The 13,637-nt window shown below is 41.6% G+C and carries 7 protein-coding genes; 5 read left to right on the forward strand and 2 right to left on the reverse strand.

From position 1 onward, the window contains the following. Positions 1-126 precede the first annotated feature (126 nt). On the forward strand, positions 127-1,017 hold the full coding sequence (locus QUA90_RS17960) for an alpha/beta fold hydrolase (RefSeq protein WP_333373920.1): 891 nt from the start codon (positions 127-129) through the stop codon (positions 1,015-1,017). Between the two features lie 559 nt (positions 1,018-1,576). On the opposite strand, the gene QUA90_RS17965 is transcribed toward QUA90_RS17960, so the two are convergent. After that, positions 1,577-2,458: a Cof-type HAD-IIB family hydrolase gene (locus QUA90_RS17965; RefSeq protein WP_333446880.1), complete on the reverse strand. Its 882-nt coding sequence runs from the start codon at positions 2,456-2,458 to the stop codon at positions 1,577-1,579. A 373-nt stretch (positions 2,459-2,831) separates the two neighbouring features. Between QUA90_RS17965 and QUA90_RS17970 the strand changes: the two genes are divergently transcribed. The 4 genes from QUA90_RS17970 to QUA90_RS17985 all read left to right on the forward strand — a co-directional run bounded on the left by QUA90_RS17970 (position 2,832) and on the right by QUA90_RS17985 (position 13,022). Then, a complete protein-coding gene (locus QUA90_RS17970) occupies positions 2,832-8,360 on the forward strand; it encodes an AAA family ATPase (RefSeq protein ID WP_333446882.1) in 5,529 nt (1,842 codons plus the stop codon). A 48-nt stretch (positions 8,361-8,408) separates the two neighbouring features. Next, positions 8,409-9,824, forward strand: coding sequence for an adenylate/guanylate cyclase domain-containing protein (locus QUA90_RS17975; RefSeq protein WP_333446884.1), 1,416 nt, complete (start codon positions 8,409-8,411; stop codon positions 9,822-9,824). A 172-nt stretch (positions 9,825-9,996) separates the two neighbouring features. Then, positions 9,997-11,217, forward strand: coding sequence for a heparan-alpha-glucosaminide N-acetyltransferase domain-containing protein (locus tag QUA90_RS17980; protein ID WP_333446886.1), 1,221 nt, complete (start codon positions 9,997-9,999; stop codon positions 11,215-11,217). 239 nt (positions 11,218-11,456) lie between these two features. Then, positions 11,457-13,022 (forward strand): NERD domain-containing protein, encoded by a 1,566-nt coding sequence (locus QUA90_RS17985; RefSeq protein ID WP_333446888.1) that lies wholly within the window; start codon positions 11,457-11,459, stop codon positions 13,020-13,022. 10 nt (positions 13,023-13,032) lie between these two features. Here the strand turns inward: QUA90_RS17985 and QUA90_RS17990 are convergent, their stop codons facing one another. Next, positions 13,033-13,587, reverse strand: a complete 555-nt coding sequence (locus QUA90_RS17990; RefSeq protein ID WP_333446889.1) for a hypothetical protein — start codon at positions 13,585-13,587, stop codon at positions 13,033-13,035. Positions 13,588-13,637: the final 50 nt, after the last annotated feature.

Here is a 13,637-nt window from a genome sequence, read left to right on the forward strand (position 1 = left end):
ATAACCAATAACCAATAACCAATAACCAATAATTCATGAATACTGACTACTGACTACTGACTACTGACTACTGACTACTGACTTCTGCTATGATGAAAGTAGTTAACGAAACTTTACATAATAGCCGTGACTGCACAACAATTAGTATCTGCAACAAGTTTTGAAAAGCTAATTTGGACTTGGAAAGGTCACAAAATCCAATATACCGTCCAAGGAACCGGCCGCCCTCTGATCTTGATTCACGGATTTGGGGCTTCGATCGGACATTGGCGACAAAATATCCCCCCACTAGCAGCCGGCGGCTATCGCGTATTTGCGCTGGACTTGCTGGGGTTCGGTGCTTCCGCCAAACCAGCCCTAGATTACACTCTGGAATTGTGGGAAGAATTGCTGACTGATTTCTGGGCGGATCTGGTACAGGAACCGGCGGTATTTGTCGGGAATTCGATCGGCGCTTTGCTGAGTTTGATGGTAGTCGCCAACCATCCAGAAATATCAGCAGGTGCAGTCTTAATCAACTGTGCTGGCGGACTCAACCACCGGCCGGACGAACTGAATTTCCCGCTGCGATTAGTGATGGGGACTTTTACTAAATTAGTTCGATCGCCCCTGATCGGCCCCTTTGTCTTCAACAACATCCGCCAAAAACACCGTATCCGCAACACCCTGCGCCAAGTCTACGGGAACCGCGAAGCCATCACCGACGAACTCGTAGAACTCCTCCACGCCCCTTCCTGCGAGCCCGGAGCTCAACAGGTGTTTGCCTCGATTTTGACAGCCCCAGCCGGCCCTCAACCGTCAGAATTGCTGCCCAAAGTCGATCGTCCGTTATTGGTACTTTGGGGCGCAGACGACCCCTGGACGCCGATCGCCGGCAGCCAGATTTATCAACAATTGGCCGCTAACGATAAACCTGTGAAATTTGTTTCCATTCCCAACACGGGCCACTGTCCCCACGACGAGCGGCCGAGTGAAGTCAACGCTCTGATTTTGGACTGGCTGCTGGAAGTGAAGTAAAATTTTTCTGCTCAAGGTAATGCTTGGGCGATCGAGTCAAACCCTTGCAGTGCAATAGTTTTGCCTCCATCCACCGCACCGACACCCCAGCAGCAGCCGACTCAAAAAACAATTTTTGGAAAAAGTATTGACACAATTTACTGAGTCAGCTATATTGATGGACGTGTGAGGAGCGAACCAGAAGAAGCACCGAGACGAAACACGGCCAGTCGTCGGTGCTTTTTCTGTTGCAAGGCATTTTTAAGAGTTTTAAATTATCTATAATTCACATCCAGAAGAGCTGTAAGCCCGCCCCGCTTTCTTCCATTCTTCCTTCTCGTTCTTAGCCTCTTCGCGGTTCGTTAAATAAATATTCTGATGTTGCAAAAAAAGTAATTGACTCCACTTGATATCGAAAAATCCGAAAGTGTGGATTGTTATTAAGCATCAAAATTTGATTCCATAGAACTCAAAACTAGAGAGTTATATAATAATAAATTGTCGCTGGGTCGGGGCGGGTTGATATACATTTTTTCCAGATGTTGGCAAACCCGCCCCTGCGGTATTGGTGCTACAAATATCAACGATCGCTCAAAACAAATTGTTCGATCGCAGCAGCCACCCCATCTTCCTCAACATCCGGCGCCACCCAATCAGCAGCAGCCTTCACCCCATCAGGAGCATTGCCCATTGCCACGCCCACACCCGCGTAGGCAATCATTTCTACATCATTAAAATTGTCGCCGATCGCCATCACGTTCGCCGCCTGCAAACCCAAAAGTTCCTCCGCTACATACTGCACCGCATCTCCCTTATTCGCCAAAGGATGCGTAGCTTCAAAAAAAGTGGCGACGGATCGAGTCAAATAAAGCTCCGCAGGCGTGTAGCGCTGCCGCATACTCCTGAGCAAGCCGTCGAGTACCCCCGGATTCTCGCACAATGCCAAAACTTTCGTCGGTTCCCCCGGAAGATCTCGCCGCAAATCTTTAATTACCATTGGTTCAATGCCCGATCTTTGGGCATAAATTCGAGTAGCTGCGGTGATTTCCGGCACGTAAAGCTGGTCGTCAATGTAGAAATGGATCGAAAGGAGCGGTCGCAAATGCGGTTCTTCAAAATAATCTAACAGTTGCAGAGCAGTTTGTTTCGACAGCGGCAAGTGCCGCAGCCGTTTTTGAGTAGCGTGATCTTGAATCCAGGCACCCTGGTAGCAAATCAGTGGCAATGTTGAGCCGATGTCGCGGTGAAAACGCAAAGCTGAGCGGTACATCCTGCCCGTAGCGACGGCCACTTTCACTCCCCGCGACTCGGCAGCCAAAATTGCCTGCTTGACTGGTTCTCGGATGGTATTTGACAAACCTGCGATCGTGCCGTCTATATCCACTACCAGCAATTGAATGTCTGCGGTGCCAAAAGCGCGATCGGTCGCATTAGCTGGATTTGAGGCAGTTATATTCTGCATGATTTTTTTAGATTTTAGCTGTTGATTTGCACGCACCCGTTTATTTTGCCACTGGCGGGATAGCAAAGTGCGACTTCTGATTTTTTGAAGACTAAAATATAGATAACTAAATAAGCGACAAAAAAAGTATCTAGGACGACTCTTTAGGGAGGGATTTAGCTAAGCTATATAATAGTAGCCAGTTTACTGCCGTAAAAACCGCACTCGACCGGCAATGTGTATTTTCACTTACTTAATAATACTTGTGGCAAAAAAGAATGCAACTCTCAGCCCGCGCTCCAAACCCTTATATCATCAATCATTCCCAATCTAAAATCTAAAATCTAAAATCTAAAATTGTATAACCGCCTCTTTGAAATTACCCCCAACTATCATGATTTCTATTCCGGGATACCGCATTGACGGAGAACTTTATACAAACCCTCACACAGTTATTTATCGAGGGATGCAGCTTGAGGAACAAAAACCAGTTATCCTCAAAACTCTCACCCCGACATACCCTACCCCAGCCCAAATATCCCAACTGCTGCACGAATCCGAAATTCTTAAGAATTTGAATTTCCCCGGAATAGTCAAGCTTTATAAAATAGAAACATACAATCACTTTCCGGTTTTAGTTTTAGAAGATTTTGGTGGTATTTCCCTAAAAGAGTTTCTCAGCAACAACCAGCTAGAGTTACAACAATTTCTGCATATTGCCATCAAACTAGCAGAAACTATTGGGCAACTCCACGATCACCACATTATTCATAAAGATATTAAACCCAGCAATATTATTGTCAATATCGAGACAGGAGATGTCAAGATTGCTGATTTTGCGATCGCCTCCCTGCTACCGGGCGAAAACCCCGCCCCCAGCCATCCCCATTTACTCGAAGGCACTCTCGCCTATATGTCTCCTGAACAAACGGGGCGCATGAATCGGGCGATCGACTACCGGACCGATTTTTATTCTTTAGGCGTCACCTTTTATGAAATGCTTTGTGGCGAATTGCCTTTTCAGGCGATCGATCCTATGGAATTAGTACACTGCCATATTGCCAAAACGCCAGTTTCTCCTTGGGAAAACAGAAAGCAAAAAGTACAAAGCAGAAGCATCGAAGGCAAAATCAATCAAGTAGGAACCAAGGAGATTCCTCAAGTCGTTTCCGATATCGTCATAAAACTATTAGCAAAAACAGCCGAAGACAGGTATCAAAGTGCTTTCGGACTTTTGTACGACTTAGAAAATTGTCTCGATCAACTGCAAACTACCGGCGAAATTTCCCACATAACCCTCGGCAAGCAAGATCAGTCAAGTCACCTGCAAATTTCCCAAAAATTTTACGGGCGAGAAGCAGAAGTTAATATGCTTCTCAGTATCTTCCAGCGGATGAGGCGGGGCAATACAGAAATCGTGCTGATTTCTGGTTCTGCAGGTGTGGGCAAATCTTCGTTAGTATATGAAGTTTACAAGCCGAGTCGGCGGGAAAACGGGTATTTTATTGACAGCAAATTTGAGCAATTTAAGCGCGATATTCCCTACGCTTTTTTGCTCCAAGCTTTTCAAGATTTGTTGCGGCAAATATTCACAGAAAATGCCGCAGAAATCCATGTTTGGAAAGAAAAAATTTTAAAAGCACTCGGCGGTAACTGCCAAGTAATTATTGAAGCTATTCCCGAATTAGAACTGATTGTTGGGCCGCAGCCCCCCGTCCCAGATTTAGGAGCAAATGAATCTCAAAATCGCTTTAATTTAGTATTTCAAAACTTCATCCGCGTCTTTGCTAAAAAAGAACACCCTCTAGTAATTTTCCTGGACGACTTGCAGTGGGTCGATTCAGCATCTCTCAAGTTAATAGAACTGCTAGCAACTGACCTGGGAACTCAATATTTATTAATAATTGGAGCTTATAGAGAGCAAGAAGTAGATGCAAATCATCCTCTAATGCTGACCGCCTCAGCAATTAAAAAAGCAGGCGGCACTTTAAGGGCGATCGCCCTTTTGCCTTTAGATATAAGCAGCGTCAACCAATTCGTTGCCGATACTTTGAACTGCGCCCCCGAAAACTCGCTAAGTTTAGCCGAGTTGCTTTTTCAAAAAACTGGTGGTAATCCATTCTTTTTAACTCAATTAATAAAATTTCTTTACTCAAAAAGTTTGATTCAATTTAAACTTTCACCCTCGAATAATTTGGTCAAGCTAGCTGAACCCAACCTGTCGGGCTTACCGCAACCAATCTCAGAGCAAATTGTGAAAAAATGCCATGTCACAGGCGAGTGGCAGTGGGATATCGAACAAATACAAGAAATGGCAATTACTGACAATGTTGTCGAATTAATGATAAATAATATTCAAAAACTTTCAGAGAATACCCAGGAACTGCTTAAATTAGCCGCTTGTATCGGGAACAAATTTGATTTGGAAACTCTCTCGACAATCGCCGAACAACCTCTGGCGTCCGCAGCAACAGACCTCGTTGAGGCACTTCAGTCAGGTCTGATTTTACTCGTGAATAACGCCTACAAAATTCCGATCGCACTCGCAGCAAGTACAGAAGTAACAGACACAATATCTAGAGATTTTAGCGAAAAATTTTCCCTGCCAGTTGCTGATGTTCCTAGCGCAACTTACAAATTTTTGCACGAGCGAGTGCAGCAGGCAGCTTATGCTTTAATATCCAATTCTCAAAAACAAGAAATCCATCTAAAGATAGGCAATTTTTTACTCGAAAATGCACCGCCAGAGCAATTAGAAGAGCATATTTTTGATACCGTAAACCAACTAAATTTTGCCAAAGAAATCATCACCAGCCAATTAGAACAATTTCAATTATGCCAATTAAATTTAATGGCAGGCCGCAAAGCAAAAGCAAGTGCAGCTTACGAACTTGCCCTGAAATATTTAACCGCAGGTATTGAACTGCTTCCCCCCGAAAGTTGGCAAACTGACTACGACTTGACTCTTGCACTCTACGAGTCAGCAGCAGAAGCTGCTTACCTCAATACCGACTTTGAGCCAATGGAAAAATGGGCTGAAATTGTTCTGCAACACGCAAAGAATGAACTAGACAAAATCAAAGTGTTTGAAATCAGAATCATAGCTTGTGCGATGCAAACCAAACTCCAAGAATCGGTAAAAATTGGTCGCGAAGCACTAAAAATGTTAGGAATAAACTTTCCCGAATCGCCGATCCCCCTCCACATTCAGCAAGCACTGGCTAAAACCGCAGCTTATTTAACCGAAAAGAAAATAGAAGATTTAATTAACTTGCCAATTATGACAAATCCGCATAAATTAGCAACTATGCGCGTGCTTTCCAGTATGTTTTCAGCTACATTTATAGTTGAACCTGTGCTGCTGCCGCTGATTGTGTGCGAGCAAGTGAATTTATCTATTAATTACGGAAACTCTACTTTGTCTGCCTTCGGCTATGCTAATTACGGAGCAATTTTAAAAGGAATAGTTAGAGATATTGAATCTGGCGATCGCTTTGGTCAATTAGCTTTAAATTTGAGCGATAGATTAAATGCGTTAGAATTCAAAAGCAAAACGCTTAATTTAGTAGCATTCATTTTGATGAACGGCAAGCATCACGTTAAAGACTCTTTGCCGCTATTAGAGGACGCCTATCAAAGCGCGCTAGAAAATGGGGATTTAGAATGTGTCGGATATGCAGCCGTAAATATTTGTCAGTCTTTGTATTTCATCGGTCAAGAATTGCCACAACTGGAACGGAGAATGGTAAGTTACAACCATTTGCTGTTTCAACTCAAGCAAGAAACTGTATTGACTTGGAATCAAATATATCGGCACACTATTTGGCAATTGATGGGAAAATTGGCAAGTCCACACCTTGTGTTATGTGAAGCATACAGCGAAGAAAAATTGTTGTCGCTGCTCTTGAAAGCTAACGATCGGGTGGGACTACAGCACTTTTATTTGCAAAAATTAATACTAGCCTATTTATTTGGAGATACCGCTACAGCGCTAGAAAATGCGGCGCAAGCCGAAGTATATTTAGACGGAGTTGCAGGCTTTATTAATGTTTCTGAGTACCAGTTTTACGATTCTCTCGCCCGCCTAGCAGCCTATCCATCTGCCACCAATGAGGAACAAGAAGAGCATATTTTTTACGCTGTCAGTAACCGGAAAAAACTGCAACAAAAAGCGCTTTATGCGCCCATGAATCTTCAGCATAAATGCGACTTACTTACAGCAGAAAAAGCCCGTGTTTTGGGCAATGTTGTGAGAGCAATGGAATATTACGATCGCGCCATTGAAGGAGCAGAAGAAAACGGCTACATACAAATACAAGCACTAGCAGCAGAATTGGCAGGAGCATTTTATCTATCCATAGGAAGAGAAAAAAATTCTAAAACTTACTTAACAGAAGCGCGTTATTGCTATCAGCGCTGGGGAGCAACAGCCAAAGCAGCGCATTTAGAATCAAAATACTCGCACTTGCTAACTTCAGGCTCGATTTCAACTAATATTGAAACTCACAAATCTACGAGCAGCGCTTCCACTACGAGCGACAGTGCAGGCGTGCTAGACTTGACCACAGCAGTTAAAGCATCGCAAACCTTAGCCGGCGAAATAGTTCTAGACAAACTGCTGGCAAAAATGATGAAAATTGTTATTGAAAATGCCGGGGCGCAAAGAGGCTTTTTAATACTAGAAAAAGAGGATCAATGGGTGATTGAAGCATCAGGATCTGTAGAGGTCGATCGCGTTGCTGTCATGCAATCAATTCCGATAGATTTTGTCGCAGACGATCAAGAAGTAACTTTGCTGGCAGTTGCAGTTGTGAATTACGTCGCCCGCACCCAGGAAAGTATAGTTTTAAACGATGCCACCCGCGAAGGACAATTTACTCGCACACCCTATATAATGGCCGTTCAACCTAAATCAATTCTTTGCACTCCGTTAATTAATCAAGGTCAACTAACTGGCATTCTATATTTAGAAAACAATCTGAGTACAGGCGCTTTTACACCAGACAGGTTAGAAATATTAAAACTGCTGTCTTCTCAAATTTCTATCTCCATCAAAAATGCTCAACTTTACGCCAACTTGCACCAATTCAATCAGAATCTCGAAATTTTAGTACAGCAGCGTACCTCCGAACTCTCCCAAACTTTAGAAGACTTAAAATCAGCTCAAAATAAACTGGTAGAGTCGGAAAAAATGGCTGCCCTCGGAGGGTTGGTGGCAGGTGTTGCCCACGAAATCAATACTCCCATCGGCATCGGCATCACCGCCGCCTCCCTGCTTGCTGAAAAAGCCACAAAGTTTTTTGAGGTTTACAGTAACGGCCAAATAAAACGTTCCGAGTTAGAAAAGTTTCTGGATACCGCCATCCAAAGCAGTAATATGATCTTATCTAACCTCACGCGGGCAGCAGACTTGATTCACAGTTTTAAAGAAGTAGCTGTAGATCAGTCTAGCGAGTTAAAACGCACGTTTAATGTTAAAAACTATCTAGAGGAAATTTTGACATCCTTAACAGCCAAACTAAAAAGAACTAAGCACAAAATAGAGATTAAGTGTGATGAAAATATTGTAGTGGACAGTTACCCCGGCGTAGTGTGTCAAATTGTGACAAATCTGGTGTTGAATTCCCTAATTCACGCCTACGATGGAGAAGACGAAGGAGTTCTGGCTTTTGATTTCAAACTAGAGGGATCTCGGCTAATATTTGAATATGCCGATAACGGCAAAGGAATTGACCCAGAAAATCTCAGTAAAATTTTTGAACCGTTTTTTACCACCAAAAGAGGTCAGGGAGGCACGGGATTGGGACTGCACATTATTTATAACCTTGTTACTCAAAAATTAAAAGGCACAATTAGCTGCACAAGTCAAGTAAATAAAGGCACAAGATTTATGATTGAATTTCCCGCTAAAATGAGCAGTTAGTTATTAGACCGCCAACATGGATATAAGTTTTATATAGGAGAACGATATATGTCAGAAGCTAGTAAAAACCTGTTGGCTGGGGGCGATGACGAATTAATCGCGACGGGCGACGATGAATTAATATTTGCCGAGGAAGACGAGGCGGAACAAAAACCGCTAGAAGAAGAAAGTTGGAAAATATTAATTGTAGATGATGAAATAGAAATTCATAATATTACTAAACTAGCGTTAAACGATTTTAAATTTGAAGGTAAAAGTATAACATTTATCAGCGCTTACTCTGGAAAAGAAGCTAAAGAAATAATCCAAAATAACTACGACATAGCATTGATTTTACTCGATGTAGTTATGGAAACAGAAGAAGCCGGATTGGAAGTAGTTAAATACATCCGCGATATTTTAAATAATCAAATTGTGCGAATTATTTTACGCACTGGACAGCCCGGACAAGTACCAGAAGATGTAGTAATTGTCAGCTACGATATCAATGATTACAAAACTAAAACAGAACTTACTAATAAAAAATTATTTACCACAGTGGTCACCGCACTGAGAGCATTTAGATCACTCAATCAAATCGAGTCCAGCAAAAGCGAACTAGAAAAAATAGCTGCTGCTTCAGCCCGTTTTGTACCCCGTGAATTCTTGAAATTTCTCAAAAGAGAAAGCATTGTTGATGCCAGACTAGGAGACTCTGTACAAGCAGAAATGACGATTATGTTTGCCGACATTCGCTCATTTACAAGTCTGTCAGAAAGTATGTCTCCCCGAGAAAACTTTGAATTTCTTAACTCTTACTTAAGCCGAGTTGGCCCAGTTATCCGCGAGTATAACGGTTTTATAGATAAATACATTGGTGACGGGATTATGGCTTTGTTTCCTAACAGGGCTGAAGATGCTGTGCAAGCAGCAATTGAGATGCAGCATCAAGTAAAAATTTATAATAGACACAGGCAAAACAGTGGCTATCAACCTATTTCGATAGGGATTGGTTTGCATACGGGGACTTTAATGTTAGGTACGATTGGCGAAGCGGAACGAATGGAAAGTACGGTGATTTCTGATGCGGTTAATTTAGCTTCCCGTGTGGAAGGATTGACAAAGCTTTATGGAGTTGCTATTGTAGCTAGCGTCCAAACCCTTTGCCGGATAGACGATCCTCAACATTACAAGTGCCGATTTCTCGATCGCGTTCAAGTCAAAGGAAAACAAACACCTGTTGCTGTATTTGAAATTTACGATGGCGACTCGCCGACAATGATCGAACTAAAAGCACAAACTCAAACTTATTTTGAACAGGGAATTTTTTTTCACTACCAACAGCAATTCGCGCAAGCAAGGCAAATGTTTTTGCGCGTTTTGCAAATCAACAAATATGATAAGGCAGCATCTTTTTATGCAGAACGCTGCGATATGTTGATGAAGAATGCAGTCATTATGACTCTGGAAGGAATAGAGATATAGGTAATGGGGAATGGGGAATGGGGAATTGGGCATGGGGCATGGGGCATGGGGCATAGGGCATTGGCAAAACAGGGCATTGGGAATTGGGCCGAAAAGAATTAGGAAATGGGCATCAGCTAAGATACTTAACAGTGAACAGTGAACGGTGAACAGTTAACAAATAACTTAATTTATGCGCTTCAAATCCCTTGATATTTTTCGCGGAATTGCGATCGCCTCGATGATTCTAGTCAACAACCCCGGTAGTTGGGAACAGGTGTATCCACCGCTAGAACACGCAGAATGGCACGGCTGCACCCCGACAGACTTAGTATTTCCGTTTTTCCTGTTCATCGTTGGCTGCGCGATGTCTTTCTCGCTGCCTAAATATATTCAAACTTATCCAAAAACCGGAATAGAAACCTCAAAAATTACACCAAGTAAGGAAAAATTAGAATCGGCTAAAAACCCTCTTCCTTCTTCCTTCTTCCTTCTTCCTTCTTCAAATATTTACTGGCGAATTGCGCGCCGCGCCGCGATTTTATTTATATTAGGATTGCTGCTAAATACATCTTCGATCGCCCTTGACGTACTTCTCAACAGCGCCCCAGTGGAAAACTTCGGTAAAATCCGCATTATGGGAGTATTGCAGCGCATCGGCTTAGCTTATTTCATCAGTGCGATCGCCATTCTCAACCTTTCCCCGCGCAATCAAAAACTGCTCGCTGTTGCCGTTCTTTTGGGCTATTGGGGTGCATTAACCGTATTTGCCGTAGGGGGGTACACTGCCGGCGAACTCACGCCAGAAGGAAATTTAGGAGGATATGTCGATCGGCTAATTCTCGGTAGCCAACACCTGTACAAAGGCGGCCCCTTCGACCCCGAAGGATTGTTGAGTACCTTACCCGCAGTTGTCACAGTCCTCACAGGCTACTTTACCGGAGAATGGCTGCGAGTACAGCAAATCAAAACCCGCACCAGTATCAACTTAGCAATATGCGGCCTCAGTTGCGTGATAATCGGCCACTTGTGGGGATTTTTATTTCCGATCAACAAACAACTTTGGACAAGTTCCTATGTAGTGTTTACCGCTGGTTGGGCGTTGCTATTGCTAGCAGCTTGCTACGAAACAATAGAAGTGCGGGATTGGAAATGGGGGAGACCGTTTGAAATCATGGGAGTGAATGCAATTTTCCTGTTTGTTGCTTCCGGTATAGTTGCCCGAATTCTCTTAAAAACTCATATCGGTACTGGTGCAAATGCTCCAACAACTTACACTTGGATTTATGAAAACTGGTTTTTGCCGTGGGCCGGGCCGCTGAATGGTTCCCTAGCGTTTGCCGTGACTGCGGTATTATTTTGGTGGTTAATTTTGTATGGAATGTACCGCCGAGGTTGGGTGATTAAAATTTGAGTAGTTTAGTATGTAGTGGATATAACTCTTTTCTGGCTAGCGCCTGATCTACTTGAATCGGAGTGTGCGAGGTACTAGATCCTTGAAAGGGAGACTTCCTCTGGCAAGTAGTAGCTAATGGGGCTTGACATACAAAAGCCTTTTGCGGTAATATACACCATAAAATTTATTCTCCAAATACTATATAAAAACTTACCAATAAAGTAGTAGTCATCTAAAAAGAGAAGAGGTGAATAGTTATGGCAAGAATGATTCCTCAAAAATTATCATCAACAACTAAGAGCTACGCAGAAAAGACTCTCTTCCAGATTTTTGAAAAAAATTTGAGTGATGACTACGTTGTTTTTCATGGAGCATGGTGGCAGCACATCAAATATATCGTTCAAGATAGGGAAGCTGACTTCATCATTATTCATCCCGATCGAGGAATTATTATACTAGAAGCCAAAGGAGGGCAGATCGCCTACGATCATCTGAATATGGCATGGTATCAGAACCCATACAAGATGAAGATATCTCCTTTTCAACAAGCTAGAGAAATTAAGTATAAGTTTTTGGATTTTCTCAGTAAACACGACGAATTTAAAAATAAAGATTTTTGTATTGGACAATGTGTGGCTTTTCCTGATATGGATGACGTGGCAAATAATCTACCCTCGGAAGCACCTCAAGAAATCTTACTTTTACGTCCTCAGTTAGGAAATATTAGTGGCTGGATATCTTCTGTTTTCGATTATTATAGAGCGGCAGGAAATTTTCCAAAACTTGGACAGCAGCGGACAGATTCAATCATTAACCTCATATCTCCAAGTACAGTGTTCAAAAAATTTATTGTTAATGATATTGGTGAAAACAACCAAGAAATTCTGCAATTAACAGAACAGCAATTCGATATCTTGAATAATTTGTGCTTCCATTCTCAGTGCATTGTTTTGGGCTGTGCTGGTTCAGGGAAGACTCAGTTAGCTATAGAAAAAGCAAGAAGGTTATGCCAACATAAGGTTAGAACGCTCGTAATATGTAAATCTAATAATCTTTCTCTTTATCTCGCTGCTGCTTTACAAGATGAAATTACAGAGGGTTACTGTGTAGTTTATAGTTATGAAGAAATACAACCCCAAAAATCTCAGTTAACATTTGAGTATACAGCAATCATCGTTGACGAAGGACAAGACTTTGAGCAAAAGGAAATTAACGATTTGAAACAGTTGATTCCTGATGAGGGAATATTCTACATTTTTCAAGATAGTAATCAAAAAATTTCAAAAAATGCAAATAGATGCGCCCTTCAAGTAAACCCGACTGTCTTAAATAAAAACTGTCGAAATACTCACAAAATCTTCAAACATGCCGAGAAATTTGTATCCTGTATTTATGAAAGAAAGAGTTCATTAATTGAAGGAAGAGAAGTAATACATCAGATATATGAAGAGACAGATGATATCTTTAGTCTATTAGAAAAAGATATTACCGATCTAGTGAATAAGGAGAATGTTTCTCCGGCTCAGATAGTTATATTAACTGATATGTATCCATCATCAAAGTCCCTACTTTCACAATATTCGCATATCGCTCGTTTTTATCTTAAGCCATATTCATTTTCCGATAAAGATCAAAATACTATTCATTGGTCGAATATAGGGATGTATAAAGGACTAGAAAGTGATGTTATAATGTTATTTTTTGAAAAAGAAAAGAATTTGATATTAAGTAATTGGGATATCGCAGATAGGTATGTGGGATCTACAAGAGCAAAAAGCTTGCTTGTTATTTATGAACCTCCCGATCGAGATATTGATTTTTAAGATGGGAATTTTACCGACAATTCAAGTCTTCAGATTCATATTCTATTTCACTCTCTTCCAAAATCTCTTCAAAAGAAGCTAACCCTAGAGAATGATTTTCATATAAAGTTCCTATCTGATAAACAGCCTGTTGGATCGGTTTTGGTATGGGACGCTTTAAGTTATGAGATACAAAGTCTTGCAAATGTCGATGATCGCGGTCTCTGAACATCAGATAATAAGCATATATACAATTCAACTGCAATGCGATACAATTGATTTTCATTAACTTAGTTATATGTTCAATAATTCTATTTCGGAGTTTTTGATTCATCCCTATTCTTTCTATATAGGGTAAGCCCCCCTTTCGTGAATTAACCAGATGATGAATAATTCTAGTTTTGATAAATACATTAACAAGTTCATCATCAAATACTTTAAAAAGATATTTAAGGCTGATGTTTTGAATATCATTACTATAATTTTGTGATATAAATTTTACCCACAACCAAGAGTAATAGCTCCAATGTTTTGGGTATTTTTTGGACAATATATAAAGAGGGCTTGCTGAATATATCGATGGCACTTGACGTAGCCTGGGTTATGCGCTCGCGAGAGCGAGGGTAAAGTGCAAAA

It is taken from the genome of Microcoleus sp. D3_18_C4, from assembly GCF_036702355.1.
Classification (GTDB): domain Bacteria; phylum Cyanobacteriota; class Cyanobacteriia; order Cyanobacteriales; family Microcoleaceae; genus Microcoleus.